Source organism: Dietzia cinnamea NBRC 102147 (assembly GCF_001571065.1).
Taxonomy (GTDB): Bacteria; Actinomycetota; Actinomycetes; order Mycobacteriales; family Mycobacteriaceae; genus Dietzia; species Dietzia cinnamea.
In genome coordinates this window covers 1-18,316 of record NZ_BCSW01000051.1, presented here as the reverse complement: position 1 = coordinate 18,316, position 18,316 = coordinate 1, and the positions used below count along the sequence as shown (strand labels likewise).

Sequence of the window (18,316 nt, the reverse complement as noted above, 5' to 3'; positions counted from 1 at the left end):
ACAAACTGCCACACACAGTAGGCACTATTAGTGAGATCGGGAAGGCACTGGTCACGGCGTCGCGCGACGCGACGCGTAGACGCCGCCTTTCAACACGCCTACGCTGGAGCACATGATGACCCTCCGAGCGGTACATGCAGGTACTGGATACCAGTACCTGCTGCGCTCGGTGGCCACCAACGACGCCGACCCCGAGGGCAAGTCCTTGTCGGACTACTACGCGGCGAAAGGCACCCCGCCTGGGCGCTGGATCGGCTCCGGCCTCACCGGTCTGAACTCTGAGGCAACCACGTCCGGGGCCACCGTCACGGAATCGCAGATGGCTGCGCTCTACGGCGAAGGTTTGCACCCGGACACCGACGAGAAGATGCTCGCCGGAACATCACTGTCTGACTGCAAACTCGGACGATCCTTCCCGGTCTTCACCGGAACCTCCGAGGTTCTGGCCGCACTATCTGCTGCCGAGAAGCAGTTCCTGTCAACCGAGAAAAGGCGACCCACTGTGCAGGAGCGGGCGCAGCTGGCCGAGCAGATAGGTCGCCCGTTCTACACCGAGAAGTTCGGCTACGAACACGCCTCCGGCAAAGACATCGTTGCCTGGATCAACCGCGAACGCGACCAGGTAAAGCAAGCAGTCGCCGGGTTCGACTTCACCTTCTCTCCGGTGAAAAGTGTCAGCGTTCTGTGGGCACTGGCAGACGAACAGACGTCCGCGAGAGTGGCGGCACTGCACCACGAAGCCGTGGCCGAGGCACTGTCCTGGGCAGAGGACAACGCCATCTACACCCGCGTCGGTGTCAAAGGAATCCAGCAGGTCAAAACCCGGGGACTCATCGCCTCGGAGTTCACCCATTTTGATACCCGAGGAGGCGACCCGGACCTGCACTCCCACGTCCTAGTCGCCAACAAAGTGCAAGGCCCCGACGGACGATGGTTGAGCCTGGATTCACGGGCAATACACCAGATGCACCAAGCGATCTCGGCCCGCTACGATGCGATCCTGCACGACAAGCTCACCCGCCAGATGGGTGTCGAGTTCGAGGCCCACTACCCACACCGGGATAAGGCTCCGATCTGGGAAATCGCCGGGATTGACCGCCGACTCATCGACGCATTCTCATCCCGCCGCACCCTCGCCAGACCTGTTTACGACCGCCTAGTTGCCGAGTTTGTCGACACCCACGGGCGCCAACCTTCGCAACGTGCTGCCTACGCTCTGTGGCAGAAGGCGATCCTGGACACTCGTGACGCCAAGAAGCCCGCGCAGTCCCTTGACGAACTCCGCAACGCGTGGCGACAGGCCGCTCAAGAGCGCGTGGGAGCCGAAGCAGTCGAGGCCATCACCGAGCGCGTGACCGCCTCCGATACCGAAACAGAGCGACCGGTATTTGACGTCCAGGAGCACACCCAGCTGGTGGCTCGGCAGGCCATCTCACGGGTGACCCAGATGCGTGCACAGTTCCGCGCCTCACACGTGGACACCGCCGTATCCACCGCACTCAAGGGCTACCGCTTTACCACCGACGAGGAGCTGAATCGAGCCCACGCCGCTGTGCTGGAGTACGCCATGGAAAGCATTGCGGTGCCCCTGACACCACCGGAACCATTGACTCTGCCGGCGCAGTTGATGACTGAGCAAGACAGGGGAATTGACCGGCACGCCAACAGCGAAAAGTTCACCACCGACGCCGTCCTCGACGCCGAAACCGCTGTCCTTGACGCTGCCCAAACCCCGGTCGCAGTGTTCGCCACCGACGCCGCACTTGATGCTGCCGAGCAGGCCCACCTCGCGGCCACCGGGTGGAGCCTGAACCCCGGCCAGCACGCTCTGGCACAGCACCTGCTCACCGTCGGAACACTCGTGGCCGCAGGGGTCGGGCCGGCCGGCACCGGCAAGACCGCCTCGATGAAGATCGTGGCCGATACCTGGCAAGAAACAGGACGGAAGGCGATCGGGCTGGCTCCCTCTGCCGCCGCCGCCAGCGTGCTGTCAGAAGACATCCACGCCCCCGCCCACACCATCGACTCACTGACCTTCACCTGGCGAGGACTCCACCCCAACCAGCCCGGACAAACCCTGTCGGCACTGCCGGTACAGATCAACCCCGGCGACATGCTCCTGGTCGATGAAGCCGGAATGGCCAGCACCGAGAACCTCGCCGCACTGACCGAGATCGCCGCCGAATCCGGGGCAGTCGTGCGACTGATCGGCGACCCGTACCAGCTGTCCGCGGTCAACTCCGGCGGCATCTTCGCGGAAGTGTGCCGCACCCCCGGCACCGTAGAGCTCGACCAGGTCATGCGCATGGGAGCAGACACCCAGCAAGCAGAAGCAACACTGGGGCTTCGTGTCGGCGACACCGATGCCCTCGAGCTATACCAAGGCCGCGACTGGATCAGTGGTGGACACCGAGAGTCCATGCTCACCGACGCCGTGCAGGCCTACCTCGCCGACCGCGACGCCGGCCGCAAGTCACTGATCATCGCCTCCCGCAACGACGACGTCGACACCCTCAACGAAGTCATCCGCGCACAACGCATCGCAGAAGGCCTCGTCGACGACACCCGCACCACCACCGTCTCCCGCTCAGACACCGTCGGCGTCGGAGACACCGTCATCGCCCGCAAGAACTCGAAGCTCTACACCACAGACAGCAAATACCTCGGGCGGGTCATCAACGGCCAACTCTTCACCGTCACCGACCTCGCCGACGACGGCACACTCGCCGTACGCGACATCAACACCGGCCAGGACATGCTCATCCCCGCCGACTACGCCGGCACCAACATGCACCTGGGCTACGCGGCCACCATCCACCGCGCCCAAGGCTCCACCGTCGATACCACCCACGCCGTCATCGACACTTCCGTCGATCGGGCCGGCCTGTACGTCGCCATGACCCGCGGCAAGAAAGAAAACCGCGTCTACACGGTCTGCGAACCCGACCTCGACCTCTCCGCCGAAGACGGACACATGCACTCCGCCGGCGACCGCCCCGCACCAACCGCCCAAGAAGTGCTGTCCACGGTCCTGGCCCGCGACACCCGCCACACCTCGGCCATCGAAACCCTGCGGCAGGAATACACCGACGCCACCGACCCCGCACGCCTCGAACAGCTCTACCGGCACGGCGCAGAACTCGCCGCCAGAACCTTCACCGCAGACACCCTGCCTGAATACATCGACGCACTGCCTAGCGTCCACTCCAACCACATCGACGCCGACCCCAGGCTGCACGCTGAGATCGAGCACGCCTGGACCGAAGCAGCACTTGCAGGCCTGGACCCCCGCGAACTCTGGGCCGATGCCACCGACAACCTCGACACCGCGGAAACCCCTGGTGCCGTCATCGCCCACCGGATACGTCACGTGACCCGAGAAGTCGCCGACACCACAGACCTACCCACTCCCCCACCAGAAACAATCACCGGCGACACCGACCTCGCCACATGGCTGACGGCCACCCGCAAGAAGCTCGCGACCGCCTCGGCCGAAGTCCCGGCAGAAGCCGCCGATGACTTCACCGCCTCCTATCTGGAACATCGGGCCACTGTGGGCCGAGACGCCGAAGCCGACAACGTCCCCAATGCCGGTTCGGAATGGGGAACGACGACAGGGGCGGAAACGTCAGCCGACCTCTGGTGAACTCTCCGGTTCGCCGTCACCAACGGATACTGCCGGAGTGGAGTCGGTAGACGGATCAGGAGACTGCCCGACGAGAACAGCGGGCGTCACCCCACCGGGACCTGTCTGTGGCAGTCCCTCTGCTGAGGCAGCTGGTCCGCCAGCGGCCTCCAACTCGGTCGCGAGCTGCTCGGAGTTCAGCCCCACCCGAGGTTCTCCAGCTAGGTCAGCTGTGTCGGCGACGGATAGGTCGGGAGTATCGGTGATTGCAGCATCGAGGACGTCGACAAGGTCGTGGTCCGTGATTTCCAATGTGACCGCAGCGATCAGCGCCAACGTCAGAAAGTCCGGTTCCGGACCACCATGCTCGCGGGCGCGGTGTACAGCTGCATCGCGTTCACGCTCGGCATGCTCACGGTCAACATCTGCCTGCCTGCGAGCCTCTTCCGCAGCATCGACCAGGCGCCGGCGCTCCAGCTCTCTTGCGATCATCTCTCGACGGGCCTGGGCGACGTCCTCAGATACACCTGAATCTGCTCGTGCCGTCTCAACCACCAATGATCCGACCGAATGCTGCCGGGCCGTATGCTCCCCCAACGGGCGGGTGCGCGTAGGGAGCGGGCGCGCAGTCGCGCCCAGTCGGGCGTGGCGGATCAAATCGGCGACCACCTGGTCACTGGGATGCGAACTCATAACGTGAGCCCTTCGATCGGCGCGGAGCGCAGCGGTTTACCGGGCTGATGAGCCGCACTACAGGCGACCATCGGTGAACGCTCCCCGGTCAGCAGCGGCATGTGGTGGTCACCGATCGTGCGAAGAAACACCTCGTCACAGGTGGCCGGATCACGGCGCAGTAGCGACTCATAGGCGAGCCACATTGACCGGATGCGGAATCTGACTGAGCCGTGTGCCCACCAACGTGGGCACCATTTCTGGCTCATCCCTGTCGATTCGTAGGCAAGGCTGAGGTAGTCGTCAAAGAATGCGAACTCATCGGTGAACCTCAGGGTGGGAGGCACGCCTAGTTCGTTTTCGGCGAACAGTTGCACGTCGCGCTCGATGGTGCGGGCGAGATGGTCGCGCAACCGTGGCGTGGCGAGAACGTCGTCGACCGCCGCTGGCAGTGCTTCCCCTGACACCCCAGTCAGGGTCTCGGCGAATGCTTCAACGATCTTCTTGTCGAATAGATGACTCATGCGGACTTCTTCTCCTCGAGGGACGGCAAATCCTGGTGGTCCCACCGGATCATGCGGGCAAGAATCGGCCGCCGGCCTGTGGCCAGGACGATCATCCGACCGAACGGCAGCGCCGCCAGCTCTGCGGCGGTGATGGTCTGTTTCTCGACGGTCTGCGTGGACACCGACCTTCCGCGCTCGCCCGACCCGTGAGAGATGGAGCGTTGCTTTTCGGTGTGGGTGCCGATGAGATGGGCCAGCTCATCGAGGAACCGGTAGTCCTTGTGGCCTGGTCCGATGACGACGATCGCTGCGGCTGACCACAGCTTCTTCATCCCCTGCTCGCCCCACACCTCAACGCCCTGGGCGTAGGACTGAAGCACGGTGTCGCAGATGATGCCGCGAGAGCCGAAAGTCGAGTAGTAGTCGGGCAATCTCGGCCACCGCACGATGTTGGCGATCTCATCGAGCGCCGCCGTCACCGGCACGGGCAGACGTGAACCGGGGCACTGATCGGCGCGATCAACCAGAGCCTTGAACACACTCACGGTCAGGATTGAGGTCACCGGCCTGCCGATCGGGTTTTCCTCGTCGGAGACAAGATAGAGAGTGTCGGCAGCGGAGTTGGCGAACTTGACCGGGTCGAAGCGTTCGGCCCCGGCCTGCGGAGTCAACCACCGCACGATCTGGCGACGACCCAGGCAGCTGATCATGTTCTTGGCTGCGCTGAATACGTTCGAGCGTGTGCGAGGCTCAGCTTGATACTTGCTGGCAAGGTCCGCTGCCTGTGGCCCCCACTGGCTGTCAGACAGGATCTCCACCGGGGTGGAGTCCTCAAGGTTGGACACCCAGCCGTAGACATCAGTGATCGGCCGGTTTCGCATGGCTGCTGCCAGGAACAATGAGGCGAGTAGATCAACGGCCTGGCTGTAGAAGTAGGCGTTGGGGTCGCTGCCGGCCTCACCGCGAGCGGTGGCGGCGTTGAAGATTTCGGCCAGCTCCTCGGCGTTGCCGTCCCACCACTGGTCACGGCGCACGAAGTCCAGCGGGTCGAAGTACCAGCGTGTGGAGTCCAACCCGACGGCCTTGTCCTGCGGATCAAGCACCCACACGCGTCCGACTTGCTGACGGAATGGCATGGTCGCTTCGATGACGTCCTTCTTGCAGGAGGTGGAGATGCAGATTCCCGGTGCCCGCCGGATCATCGGGATGATGCGGCTGGAGGTCTTGCCCTGACGGGGTCCCCACAAGTCCAGGTGTAGGTCCTCCCAACCGCCCCACAGGTCTTGGCCGGTCGACACTTCCTTGCCGATGTAGACGCCAGGGACGTCGATGTCCTCGCCCCGCTCACGGCTGGCACGAGTGACGGCCTTGGCCGACAGTGAGTGCACATCGGACCGGCCCGCCAGATGTTTGGCAATGCCGTCGACACGGGTCCGTCCCGCCTGACGCCTGCCAATCATGCTGGCAATAAGCCCCATCAGCACGCCGACGATGATCAGCAAGATCACCGCGACGATGGTGGCCCCGCCTGTCCACTGGACCTGCCCTTGGACCAGGTCGATCACCGCGACGGCGGGGTTGCCAGGCACCTGCTGACCGGTGGCGGCAATCTTCTCGCCGAGAGTGATACTGGCCCACACACCTACCACCAGCAGAATGGCGATACCCAAGGTGGCCAGGGCGATGGTGGGTCCGGGATCTCGTGTCTGCGACTGCCGCGCAATGTCCTTGCCAGCCATTTAACGTCTCCTCACTGCGATGGATAGGTAGCGGAAGTCTGTTGCCAACTCAGGCGAGCAGCAGAAGAGCAGAGACCCGCCACTGGCCTGATAGCTTCCGCAGCTCCACGGCGTAGGTGGTGTCAATCGGCGTTGTGGAGCCGTCGAGCTGCCGTGTGACGACGAACTTTCTCGTCCAGGTCGTCGCGGTGTCGGGCGGATGCTGTTCGTTGTCTTGGCGAACGGTGGCCTCGACGCCACCGCCGGCACTGTCCCAGGCCCGCCATGCTGGGCCGGTCATAATCGGCACTACGGACTCCGGGTTGGCCCTCAATCGGCTCCATAGCTCAGGGGTGACGACACCGCGCAAGGTAGCGGCGGCGGCGTCCTGGTCCTCGACCTGATCGGGGGTCGCCTGAGCGAGTCGAAGCAATGCTGCCTCGGCCACCACCTCGGGTGGCTGGTTCTGTAGATGCTCGAAGTCCTCGCCGTACGGCATGATAATTTCGGCCGTTTCCGGCCCATGTGGACTATGACCATCGTGATTATCGACGTAGCCGTCGTCGTCCTGGCCCGCGCACGAGCTGAGCACGAGCACAGCTGCCAGCAGGCTGGCGGCGGCTGTGCCGAATCGCCGATCATTCATCACGTGTGTTCGCCTCGCCTTCATCCAATACGACCCGCATTACCTTGTCTGGCGGCTGCGAAACCTTGTACTCCCCGACTGGGACTCCGAACTGCTGGGCCTCATACTGCATATCGGCTCCGTCCTGCTGGCCCGAGTAGATCGACACGTGATGGAAGTGCCCCGAGCCGAAGAACAAGAGGTCACCGGGGCGGGCTTCCTCCCACGACACTTCTTGAAGGAGGTCCGAGTGCCCCTGATCCTGTGCTGTTCGCGGTAGCGAGACCTGTCCACCTGTGGCCTGGTAGACGGAGAACTGTGTGAGGCCGGAACAGTCATATCCGAGCGGATCATTGCCGGACAGGCCGTTGGTCGGCCCTTGTGTATTGCCGCCACCCCACACGTACGGCATGCCGAAGCCCTTCTTGGCTTCCATCAGAATGCGTCGGCCCAGTCCGTCTGCTGACGGAACACCGGCAAGTGAGCCGGAACCGCCGCACTCGGCGGACCCTGCGGCCAAGCTGCCGGCGGCGTTGCCTGAAAGGCGCTCATAGTACTCAGCTGCCTCGGCCGCGCGATCGGCGTACTTGTGCCGGTACTTAGCGGCCGGGTTCTCCACGTCGGCAGCGATCTGGCCAACAGAGTCGTGTGAAACTCCAGCGGCGGTGTCGTAGTACCAGTTGATCTGCTGCGCCGGCTCCATCAGACCCTTGATTCCGCCGGCCTGCTCAGCCCAGTATTTCACTCGCTGCTGAAATAGTCCGACCGAATCGTAGTCGCCTGGGGCGACTCCATCGTTCGGGTAGTTCTTGGACTCGGGAACAGCCTCGCTGGCCAGGTTGTGCAGGTCGCTCTCGACGAGTCCGGCGGCGAGAGCGGACACGATCACTATTTCGGACTCATCGCGTTGCTGGCCTACGTCGATGATCTGTGACGCTCTCAGATCGCGGATTGTCTGAGTGTCGGAGCCGCTGGTGTCGCCGTTCTCGATGGTTCCCGGCTCCGTGCTCTCGGACTCGTCGTCCCGGTCCTCGCCGTCGCCCTCGGGTGCTGACGCGCCTGTTCGTGCCCGCTCGACCCACGGTGCGGGGTCAATCGGAGTTCCCCCCGCGAGGCGATTGCCTTCATACAGCTCGAAATGCAGGTGCGGACCGGTGGAATAGCCGCTGTTGCCGACGCGCGCGATGTGCTCGCCAGCCTCGACGGTCGCGCCCTCTGCCACGAGGTTTCCGCCAGGGTCCTGGTGGCCGTAGACGGTACTCATTTCGCGGCCGTCAATTTCGTGCAGGACAACGATCCAGCCGCCGAAGCCGGACACTCCGGTGTCCTGCGAGGCGATCACGATCCCGTCCGCGAAGGCGTAGATCGGTGCTCCGCGGGGCGGAGCCAGGTCCATGCCGTTGTGAGCCTCGCCGCCTCGTGGTCCGAACGGAGAGGTCACCGGCGCGTCCTGGTCAACCGGGTACGCCAATCCCTCCGAGCTGGCCGGGCCACCAGAGCCTGCACTGTCTCCTGGGCTGCACCGGTCATAACTGGCTGGGCCAAGCACGACGACGACAACCAGCGCCAGCAATATAGCGCCAATAACGATGCCGACGACGAGCTTGATCGAGCGCATTAGGTCACTGACCTAACTGCGCTCGAAGTGCGGCGTTCTCGGCTTGGAGTGCCCGCAACGTGGAGGAGTTATGCGCTTGCCACACTCCGGCAGCCACAGCCCATCGTCGTACCGAGTCACGACTGATGCCGTACTCCCTCGCCACGGATTCAGCGGCAGCCGACGTGGACGGAAACGCGGGCTCGAGCTGAGCCAAACGCTCGACGACCTGCTCCCGAAAGGCGGCGTCGTATGACGAGGCCTTCACGCCGTCATCGCCTGCTCTGAAGGAGCACCGTCGAGCAGTTCGCGGAACCGCACGTTGGTGTCGTGGATATTGGTCTGCTGCTCGGTCGCTGTCAGCAACACCTGGATGGGGATCCCTGCGGTGCCATCCTTGGATGGCTTGAGCATGAATTTGCCTCGCCCCAGTGGTGGCTTCTTGCGCTCGCGGGCTTCAGTTCGCTCGATCGGTGCGCCCTTGGACCAGGCCGTGATCATCCCGGCCTCGGCGTCAGTGAACTGCAACACGCCTTTGAGGCGATCCAGCTCTCCGGCTGGCAGTCCCCCACAGATCACCATGCCGGCACGCTCGATGAAACCCATCGCGGTCTTAACGTCGACCTCGTTGGGCAACGTCTCCAGGTCACGGCCTGTATGCGTAATCATCAGCAAGCCCGTGCCGTCGGTCCTGTTAAGTCTGGTTAGCTCGTCCACGCGCTGCACCATGCCCGCCCCGGCGCCCAGGGTTGCCCACATCTCATCGAGAATCGCAAGGAAATACCGTTGCGGTGCCAGCCCACAGTCAGCCAACACGTGCGCTGCTTCCATCGCTCCGTACGCGTCGGACCAGCACGCCAACAGAACCCCGGCCTTGAGCGACTGGTCGCCCCGAGAAATTGCTGAGACGTCGATGCAGATCGCCGGCGCGTCCAGGTCGATCTTCGTGGAGGTGTGCTCGGCAAAGACCTGCCCCATGACGCCGTCGGTCAACGACTCCAGGGTTTGCACCAGGGTCTGCACCGTTCGGCGGTACTCCGCCTCATCGGCCACGAACAGTGCGCGGCGCAGATCTGGGTTGCCCTCCCGGATGAAGTCGATCAGATCGCGCAGCAACGGAGGCGAGGAAAACGAGAATCGGTCGGTTTCGCGCATCGCACGAAGCGAGGTGGAGATCACCAGCCCCTCGAAATCGGCCAGTGCCCTGCCGCGAATCAGCTCTGCCAAGGCAACGACCATCGTGACCTGCCGTGAGTGCACCGATTCTTCGGTCTCGGTGATCGCCTCGGCCAGGCGCGTGCTGTCCTCACCTCGGGCATGCAGATCGTCGAGGTGGGCCTGCATCACAGGGATCGCCTCCCCCAAAGCGCCAGCGGCGAGTGGGTTCAGGTGTCCGTGTCCGTGGCCGAGTCGGATCACCTGTCCACGTTTGCCGGACGGGGTGACCATCGCGTCTGTCACCGCCACGTACTCCCCTTTAATGTCGCCGGCCACAATCGGCACGTGACCCTGGGCGACAGCACCGATGAACTGTTTGCGGATCACGGTGCTTTTTCCCAGTCCCGGCAGGGACAGCACGAACGCGGACGGGTTGCCGATGATGCCGGCCCGGAACCAGGACAGGACATCACCGGAGACGTCCTGCCCGGTCTGGGCGTGCACGCCTAGCGGCACTCCAACTGCCGGGGCGGTCGCCCCGACGACCCAGGGGTTGAATCCGCAGCCGTAATTGGTCGAGGTCTGTGTCGCTCCCGGTGCGGACACCACCGACATGCGACCGGAGAACATGCCCTTAAAGCCTCGGCCATCGACGGCGCTGTAACGAGTGGTGAAACGTGGCTTTGCGTACCGGATCGGTGCTGCTTGTCGGGCGGTCCGAGCCTGCTCAGCTCGTTCCGGGTGCTCATTGCACCATCGCTTGTAGGCGCGTCCGAGAGTGGTGAACACCCACGGAGGTTGAGTGTCACCACTGGTGACGCGGGCATGCAGCTCCTCCAGCTCCGCAGGCCCGATCGGAGTCTTTGAGCGTCTGGCCATCACTCGGCCCTCGCGAAGGAGGAAATGGTCGACTTCTGATCGAGCAACACTCCCAGGCCAAGACCCGCGATGAACGCACTATCCTGCTGGCCGTTGGTGGCATGCAGTCGGAGCTGTGAGCGGTTACCGAGCTGGCCGATGATCGCCGAACCCTGATCGAGCAATTCGGGATCACGCAGGGTGAGAGTCACCAGGAGTGAATACTCGCCGAGTTGACCGCCGCGAGCTAGTGCCTGTCGGGCGGCTTCGGTGCGCTCCAGCCGGAGACCCGCCGACGCCTTGCCGATCGAGCGTGACTTGTTGGCCGCATTGACCGCGTCCGTGTGTTCCTTCTCCACACTGCGCACACCGTCACCGGCAGCGATCGGCCGGTAGATCAACGTCACGCGCTTACGCGGGATGTCGGACTTGGGCTCCAGCAGGGGCCGCAATACATGGTCGGGGAACGCTGCCGCAGGGGGTGCGGCCATCTCGAAGGTTCTCGACACCCAGTCTTCGTGTCGGTAGCAGTTCCACCGAGCTACCGCCTGCGAGGGGCCAGCGTCATCCCAGTCGACCCCCAGCGGTTCGCCAGCGATCCGGGTTCGGTTGATCGCCTCTTCCAAGTCGGGGCGAAAGCAGCGCATCGGGAGTCCCACCGCGTCCTCTGGCCCCATCGGCGCGGCTGAGACGCCAGCATATTCAAGTCGCTGGTACAGGCCGGGGAGCCGGAACCCCAGGTCGGTGGCCATAGCTTCCGGGTCCTTGCGCTGCATCGCCGTGGCGGCTTTGAACGTCACGGAAATCCATGAGCGGGTCACGAGCTTGCCGCGAGCAAACTCGACCGCTGATTCGGCCTGAATCCTGCGGGCGATTTCGGGCGTCGATTCATCGACCGAGGACCGCACCGCTGCGATGAGATCCTGGCCGGTGGTCGGATAGGACTCGACGGTGACCGCAGCGGCAACGACATCGTCGTTGAGCGACAGCTCAGCCAGCCATGCGCCCCATTCCGCCGTCATGTTGTTGCGATCGTCGACAGTCAGCGGTTCTTGTCCGCGGGCATCGGCGTGCAGCAGAACCGTGTACTGATTCAGGGAGGTGTCCCTGATCAATGCGAAATCGTTTCCCGCCACATCTCGCCCGACGTGCAGTTCGGTCTTGGCCAGAGATCCGGGAAGTCGGTACCGACCGCCAGGTACTCGTGAATTGGGACCGGCACGGTAGACGGTCGCTCCTGATGCCTGCGCCCGCCAAAATTGCCATCTCATTTGAGCCACCTCGTAAAGAGTTCGATTGCCAATACGCAGTACTGCCGGGGCCAGGTAGCCGATTGCCAAGACGGCGATGATTGCCCCTGCCGCCAACCCGCCTTGCATCAGCACGAGCATCGCGACGATGAAGGCGATTCCGGCGATGATCGTTGCTCGAAGGGGAAGGCCAAACATGCCCGTCCGCTGCGACTTCTCCCCGAGCGTGTAGAGCCGAAGATCCGCGGCCTCTGACGTCGTCACGAGCTATCTCCTTCGATCTTTCAGCGGTAGTGATGGGGAGTCGGATGGGCCGCTAATGCGCCGTCAAGCATCTGCTCGGTGGTCTGTGTGGTTCGGGCGACGCTGTGCGCAGCAGCACTGACCGCGCCAGCACCTGCCGCCGCGAACCCGGCCACCGCTCCCGCACCGCGTGCCGCGCCTGCGACCGCGCCACCAACGCGATTGCCCTGACCTCCACCACCGGGACTTGCGCCTGCCGGTGTGCCTCCACCCGAGGACGACCCTCCGCCCGACGGCGTGGATGAGCCCGACCCGGAGGGTCCTGCTGATGGTGAAGAAGACGATCCGCCCGAGGAGTGCGGACCCAGATACGTCGCGCCGTTGGCGGAACCCTGCCCACCAGCGCCAGAGCCAGAGCCAGACGACGACCCCGAACCGGCAAAGCTCTGCTGCGCGGTACCCATGGCTGCGCCAGCCGCACCGGCCACCGCACCAGTCGCGCCAGCAGCGGCAGCACCGATTCCGGCTGCGCTACCACCGGCCACTGAGGTTGACACCGCTGGTGCGACCACCCGCATCAATGCAGGCAGTACCAGGCCAGCAGCGGCCAAAAGCAGCATCGAAGACACAGCCTCCATGACCGAGGGAGCTTCCTCGCCGGAGCTGAGCCAGAACGCCGCCAGATACAACAGCGTTGCCACGGGCTTGAACAACAGCGCCGCGACGATAAACCCGATCATCGTGCGGAACGCTTGCTTGCCGGTGCTCAAGGAGAAGGACGCCGCCGCCAGCGGTAACAGGCCCACCACAACCACCAGCAGGCCCTCACGAACTACCAGTGCCACCATCTGGGCCAACGCGCCCAGCAAGGCGAAGACGACCAGGATCAATACCGCGGCCGGCCCGAGCCCGGTTTCCTCGTCGATCATCGCAACCGCGTCGATCGACGCGGCAGGATCGGCCCCAAGGCCATCTGTGAGCCACTGTGCCGAGATAGCGTCTGTGGCCATATGCAGCGACAAGATCACCGCAGGTAAAGCGGCCCCCGCAAGGATGAAGTTGAACATGACTTGGCCGACATCTTCGAAGCCGTCGCCCAATCCGCGATTTCGAGCAATCGCCATTCGAGCACCAGCAACTATCAGCGACACCACTAACAGCAGTGCTTGCGCCCACATAGTCAGGTTGAAGATGCCTTCGACAGACGATGCGAAGTCGGACCCGGAGAACGGGGATTCCTTGATCCACATCGTCATGATCAGCGCGAGCGACTGCGCACTTCCTTCGAGGAGAGATTTGACGAAATCTCCGATTGGATCGCCCCAGAATGCCGAGGCGGCATTGCCCGCCGCCGTCGATACCGCACCACCCGGATCGGCTATGAACGCCTCTGCTGAGCAGTTGATCGTATTAGTCAGGTCAGCCGCGCCGTCGGCGCCGGCAGCCCGCAAAGCCGAGTTAACACCGCGGTCTAGATTCGTACCGGGCTCGTCCCCGGCTGCGGCATCGGCCACGCACTGCTCATAGGTCTCGGAATACTCCGTGCCATTGTTGGGGGCTGGATCGTCCTGGGCTGCTGCCGTACCGGCTCCCACCAGCAGAGCGGCAATCACCAGAACAATGGTCGCTGCACTTTGTGCGATTCCCCGCAAGCAGGTCACATGTCCCATGTCGTGAACCCCTCGCGATCATCGGCGATCCCTCGGTCGGTGTAGCTTCCCTCTCTCATCGAGAGCTTCCACTGGCCCGAGTCTTTGACGACTAGAACGGACTGCACTGCCCATTTGGGCTTTGGGAATGGTCCGTTTGCATCGCCGAACAGGTCGTAGGCGTAGTCAATGACAACTGCATCCTGGCTACAGCTGCGGACCTTAAACGCAACTGGTGCGCCGAGATTATTGCGCTCGCTGTTAAAGCCGTCCTCGACTTCAGCTTCCATGATCCGCTGAAATTCCTCGTCGGCGACAACATGATCACGCGCAACTTCCTTGCTTGGAGTTCCGCCAGATTGCAATAGCCACAGGTAGTTTGTGCCTGCAAGCAAGGCTCCCCGTGGGCCATCCGCATAGCCGGTCGGGACCGCCCCATCGGTTTGGGTCGGGCCAGAGTCGGTGGACAGCAGAAGCGGATACATGTTGATCCGCTGGATCTGAATCCCAGCCGGGGACCGCAGATCTTCGCAACTTCCCCCACCATCAGTCGAGTCCGACAGGATGTCTCCAGCTGGATTTGTTGGGACCACCACTTGGCGACCAGATAGATCCGTCTCAACGGTGCCCGACTCGCCAGCGGACGGTTCTGGGGCTAATTCAGTTGGCTCGGGCCCGGCCGGGGTCTGCTCAGTTTGCGTATCGCCCTGATTGCGGTTCACGACCGCGACGACAATCACTAGCGCTATAACAACCGCAGCGAGAAGAGCGGCGGTCGTGATCCACGTGCGTTTGCTCATTTCTCGTCCTCGTCCCAGGTGGTGAAGCCGTCCAGGCTGTCGATTTCGGCGGCGTCGACGTCATCGGCCTGTGTGGGTAGGACCACTTTCCAGTCCTGGCCGGTCCAGGCCAGCTGCACTGGGTAAGCGGTCAGTAGTGGCTGTTGCTCCCCTGCTGACGGCGGCGTAGACGTGGCCAGCAGCACGATCGCTTTTTCCGGCGTGTACTCGGTGACCTTGAAGCCGGTGAACGTCGCCGCAACCTCTTCGTCGACAGCGCCGGACACGCTCATCAGCACCCGCGCTTGTGCCCATTGGTCTCGACCAGGACCGGGAGCGGTGACAGTGCGCACCACCTCAGGCCACGTCGTATCGGGGGCGGTGGCCAGAGCGACCTGGCCATTCGCGGCTGCCAGCGCCGCGCCCTGCGGTGTGTGGCTGTACCCCTGGGGCGGCGAGGTACGAGCTGGCCCATCCTCGCGGGAGGTGGGTACTTCAAGGCCAGCGACGTTGCGCCAGGTCAGGTCCGGCGGCGCTGACTCAACATCCACCACCTCGGGCGGGGCCTGCTCATCATTTGAGCAGGCACTCGCTGTCACCAGCAGCGCCACCGCCACGGTGGTGAGAGTGCGTCGGCGGATTGACACAAGGTGCTCCTTCTAGACGAAAATGTCGGTGATGTGGCCGGCCGAAGCCACGATGAGGCATCCGACGATGACCTTGATCACGGCTGCCTGGATTGATGTCCCGTACTGGTCCACTAGTCGGTTATCGACGGTCAGCAGTGCGCCGAAGAGCAGGACGCCGGCGACCAGGACGACGGTCGCTCCCCACTTCACCCAGCCCACGGCTTGCGTGAATCGCGTCATGGCCTCTTGCGGTGGTCCGACCGGACTGGTCGGCGGGAGTACTGCGCCCGGGTCTTGGGCCAGCACGGTCACCATGTCGGCGAGCACGACGGTCAGGAGACCAGGGCGTTGACGATTGGGCCGGCGAGCATGATGGTCAGGCAACCGCCGATGATGCGAGCCACGGTGCCCTGCACCTCGTCACCGCGCCCGGAGGACCGGGCCATGATGAAGTAGGCCCCGGCAGCCATCACGCCCATAATTCCGATCGCGATACAGCCCCACATGAAGTAGCTCAGGGCGGTATCGACCTTCTGTCCGGCTCCAGGAATCTCCTGGGGGGCAAGGTTCTCGCCGACGGCGATGACCTGCTCGGCGACCGGACTTGCGGCGTGGATGGTCTCGATAAACATGGTGTTCCTCCTGCGGGTCGGGTGTGGTTCTCGAAGTTGCGGCTAGGACTTGTGACGGCGTTGCCAGTGCTCGCCTGCGGCGCTGAAGACTGCCGCGGCGGAATTGGCCACTGTCGCGGGAACCGCGTCAGTTGGTGACGGTGGGGAAGAGAATCGCTTCGCCAGGGGCGGCGGGTCTCCGGGCTGCCAGGACGCCAGCTCTGTGGGAGTCGCGGTGAGTAGCTCGGGTATCCAGTCGATGTGCCAGCTGGCTCCTGCCGCCGCCGCGACGAGCTCACGTCGACGGGCCAGGGACAGCGCGGGTTTGCCAGGTCCAGCAGCGACGGTGACCAGCCCCAGCAGCTCACACCCGCCGACAGCACCGGCCTGGTGTTGCAAGCACAGACGATGAGCGGCGTCCAGGCCCGTGGCGTGCATGCGGGCAACGATCACGACGAACGGCGCCGACTCTTCTGCGGGCCAACCGCGGCGACTGTCAGCGGCGGGAGACCACATCGACTCGATCGTCGACACGCCAGCTCCGCCGTGTGCGCCCAGGAGCCAGATCGCCGGAGCCCTCCCGGACTCTCGGGGCACCGGGCGATCCCAGACGGGAGCGCGGTCCCCTTCGGTCGGCACTGCCAACCAACCCGGCACAGAATTTGACGATGTCTCCGAGTGCATTGGTGCACTGGTCATGCTCGTCTCCTCTCTGTTCTCGTCGCGTGTTGTGCTCACGCAGTCACGGAGGCAAGCGCCTCGGACAAGGCGGAGCTGTCAGCGGTCTGTGACTTCGCTGCGAGCTGGTCAAGCTGATCCTCAGCAGCGCCGGAACGAACCATCTCCATCCGGTTAGTGCCCCCGGAAGGATCAATCTCACTCACCGGCTCCATTCCTCGGGCGACTGCAAGGTCACTGGCAGCAGCAACCGCCCATTGCTGGGTGAGTGACGCCGGTGACTGGCCCGAGGCGGCGAAAGGCGTCCGGTCGTACATGCCGTGAGCGTCGATGGTGTTCCAGGTCTCGGTCTGGGTGGCCAGATCCACCAGGCCCGTGGTGTCGGTGATCGTGTGCTCGATCTCCCCTGCCACTCGCTGCAACCCGGAGTTCACGGTCGCGGGAGTGATCACTTCGCTAGCTGCTACTGCAAGCTTGGCGACTAACGCCGCAATACCCGCCTTCGGGTTCGCCGCTCCGGCCAGTGCGACCTGGGCGATGTTCTCCGGCGTCAGCGTCTTCTTGGCCACGGTTATCGACGCACCCAACGCCATTCCGGCAAGTTTGGTGCCAGCCTCCACCAGGAGTGCAGTCTGATCATCTGGGCCCTGCTCGACAGTCGGATCGCTGTACCGCGCCATCCGCGACAGTGTCGTGTTGCCTTGCCGAGCGGGAGCAATCGTGAACCCGCTTGCCTCGGAGTAATTGACGTCCTCGGTGATGGTTTCCGCAGCGGTGAACAACACCGACTGCCCAGCGACCTGCGCGACATTCGCCAGTGCCTGAACCGGATCAGAGCCTTCGCTTTGGCCAGCGACATTGGCTACAACCTGAAACAGGTCAGATCCTGCGGGAGTGTCACATGCCAAGTCACCGGGAACGCAAAACGACGCTACGCGGTCAGAGACGGCACCAAAATCAGGTGCCGCAGTGTTCGGAGAGATCCCGCGCCCCTCAGGCGTGGGAGCACCATCACCCAGACTGATCGAGGACACGGCCGTTCCCTCAGTGCCTGGGACTGCGCCCGGACTAGTTTCTCCAGCTCCGCTCTGAAACACCGGGGCATCCTGCGCTCGTGTTGGATCGCTCATCAACGACGCGCCGGCGAACTGGTCCGGTGCTACCGGGCCCTCCCCCGCTCCGATGTCCCGGGCGATCGCAGATGCGACCTGTGCGCCCTGGCTATAGCCGGAAATGAAGATCTTGGTCTCGGGACACCGCTCAACCGTTTCCGCGATGAGCTTGGTGCCGTTCTCAATCCCTGTAGTGACGCTCTCGGCGTAGCTGGCATTGTCCTCCGCCGGGACTAGGCCCCCGAAGCTCGCCGGGTACGGGACGTACGTGCGGGTCATCCTGTCAGTGCCGTCGCCGTTGGCTGCCTTGACCGCTGGACCCACTACCCGGGCCATCCAGCCGGTGTCTGCGTCTGTGTAGTCGTTGTTCGACGCCTCGGTAGTGCCGTTGATCGCTACTAGTTGCACTAGTGGACATCCCTCACCCTCTGGCAGCTCCACCGCAGATGACTGCGGCGAGGACGTCGACACTTCCACGGTCGACGTCAAGGGCGTTGTCGATGTGGGCGCTGACGAGGTCGACGACGGTGAAGTCGTGGTCGTCTGGGCTTGGACAGCACCGGCCTGGCCAGTCGCGACCAACGCCGACAGCGTGAGGACCGCCGC

Annotated in this window: 17 protein-coding genes; 2 read left to right on the top strand and 15 right to left on the bottom strand. The window is 63.8% G+C overall.

Going from position 1 to position 18,316, the window contains the following annotated elements:
* Window positions 1–112: 112 nt before the first annotated feature.
* Window positions 113–3,646 (top strand): MobF family relaxase, encoded by a 3,534-nt coding sequence (mobF, locus tag DCI01S_RS13670; RefSeq protein WP_244881744.1) that lies wholly within the window; start codon window positions 113–115, stop codon window positions 3,644–3,646.
* 273 nt (window positions 3,647–3,919) lie between these two features.
* Complete coding sequence (locus tag DCI01S_RS13665) at window positions 3,920–4,156, top strand: hypothetical protein (protein ID WP_061229734.1); 237 nt, start codon at window positions 3,920–3,922, stop codon at window positions 4,154–4,156.
* A gap of 158 nt (window positions 4,157–4,314) precedes the next feature.
* On the opposite strand, the gene DCI01S_RS13660 is transcribed toward DCI01S_RS13665, so the two are convergent.
* The 15 genes from DCI01S_RS13660 to DCI01S_RS17940 all read right to left on the bottom strand — a co-directional run.
* Window positions 4,315–4,821, bottom strand: coding sequence for a DUF4913 domain-containing protein (locus tag DCI01S_RS13660; protein ID WP_061229733.1), 507 nt, complete (start codon window positions 4,819–4,821; stop codon window positions 4,315–4,317).
* Window positions 4,818–6,542 (bottom strand): type IV secretory system conjugative DNA transfer family protein, encoded by a 1,725-nt coding sequence (locus DCI01S_RS13655; protein ID WP_061229732.1) that lies wholly within the window; start codon window positions 6,540–6,542, stop codon window positions 4,818–4,820. Before DCI01S_RS13655 ends, DCI01S_RS13660 begins: the two co-directional genes overlap by 4 nt.
* 49 nt (window positions 6,543–6,591) lie before the next feature.
* Window positions 6,592–7,170, bottom strand: a complete 579-nt coding sequence (locus DCI01S_RS13650; RefSeq protein WP_156482612.1) for a hypothetical protein — start codon at window positions 7,168–7,170, stop codon at window positions 6,592–6,594.
* Window positions 7,160–8,764 (bottom strand): peptidoglycan DD-metalloendopeptidase family protein, encoded by a 1,605-nt coding sequence (locus tag DCI01S_RS13645; RefSeq protein ID WP_082767825.1) that lies wholly within the window; start codon window positions 8,762–8,764, stop codon window positions 7,160–7,162. Before DCI01S_RS13645 ends, DCI01S_RS13650 begins: the two co-directional genes overlap by 11 nt.
* A 4-nt stretch (window positions 8,765–8,768) precedes the next feature.
* The gene (locus DCI01S_RS18200; RefSeq protein ID WP_368664643.1) at window positions 8,769–9,011 is read right to left on the bottom strand and encodes a transposase; all 243 of its coding nucleotides are present in this window, start codon (window positions 9,009–9,011) and stop codon (window positions 8,769–8,771) included.
* On the bottom strand, window positions 9,008–10,690 hold the full coding sequence (locus tag DCI01S_RS13640) for an ATP-binding protein (RefSeq protein ID WP_244881743.1): 1,683 nt from the start codon (window positions 10,688–10,690) through the stop codon (window positions 9,008–9,010). Before DCI01S_RS13640 ends, DCI01S_RS18200 begins: the two co-directional genes overlap by 4 nt.
* A gap of 89 nt (window positions 10,691–10,779) precedes the next feature.
* Window positions 10,780–12,273, bottom strand: a complete 1,494-nt coding sequence (locus DCI01S_RS13635; RefSeq protein WP_156482611.1) for an SCO6880 family protein — start codon at window positions 12,271–12,273, stop codon at window positions 10,780–10,782.
* A gap of 20 nt (window positions 12,274–12,293) precedes the next feature.
* On the bottom strand, window positions 12,294–13,922 hold the full coding sequence (locus DCI01S_RS17315; protein ID WP_156482610.1) for a hypothetical protein: 1,629 nt from the start codon (window positions 13,920–13,922) through the stop codon (window positions 12,294–12,296).
* Window positions 13,910–14,701: a DUF8175 domain-containg protein gene (locus DCI01S_RS17310; RefSeq protein ID WP_156482609.1), complete on the bottom strand. Its 792-nt coding sequence runs from the start codon at window positions 14,699–14,701 to the stop codon at window positions 13,910–13,912. Before DCI01S_RS17310 ends, DCI01S_RS17315 begins: the two co-directional genes overlap by 13 nt.
* Complete coding sequence (locus DCI01S_RS16875; RefSeq protein WP_156482608.1) at window positions 14,698–15,297, bottom strand: DUF8175 domain-containg protein; 600 nt, start codon at window positions 15,295–15,297, stop codon at window positions 14,698–14,700. Before DCI01S_RS16875 ends, DCI01S_RS17310 begins: the two co-directional genes overlap by 4 nt.
* A gap of 42 nt (window positions 15,298–15,339) precedes the next feature.
* Entirely contained in the window at window positions 15,340–15,636 is a 297-nt protein-coding gene (locus tag DCI01S_RS17305) for a hypothetical protein (RefSeq protein ID WP_156482607.1), read from the bottom strand.
* Between the two features lie 5 nt (window positions 15,637–15,641).
* Window positions 15,642–15,941 carry a hypothetical protein gene (locus tag DCI01S_RS13620; RefSeq protein WP_061229726.1) on the bottom strand — a complete coding sequence of 100 codons (300 nt, stop codon included), beginning with the start codon at window positions 15,939–15,941 and terminating at the stop codon, window positions 15,642–15,644.
* Between the two features lie 42 nt (window positions 15,942–15,983).
* Window positions 15,984–16,604 carry a DUF6668 family protein gene (locus DCI01S_RS18195; protein WP_368664644.1) on the bottom strand — a complete coding sequence of 207 codons (621 nt, stop codon included), beginning with the start codon at window positions 16,602–16,604 and terminating at the stop codon, window positions 15,984–15,986.
* Window positions 16,605–16,654: 50 nt separating this feature from the next.
* A complete protein-coding gene (locus DCI01S_RS16870) occupies window positions 16,655–18,046 on the bottom strand; it encodes a cutinase family protein (RefSeq protein ID WP_274532678.1) in 1,392 nt (463 codons plus the stop codon).
* Between the two features lie 85 nt (window positions 18,047–18,131).
* The coding region (locus tag DCI01S_RS17940; RefSeq protein ID WP_244881741.1) for a hypothetical protein at window positions 18,132–18,316 on the bottom strand (185 nt) is incomplete at its 5' end.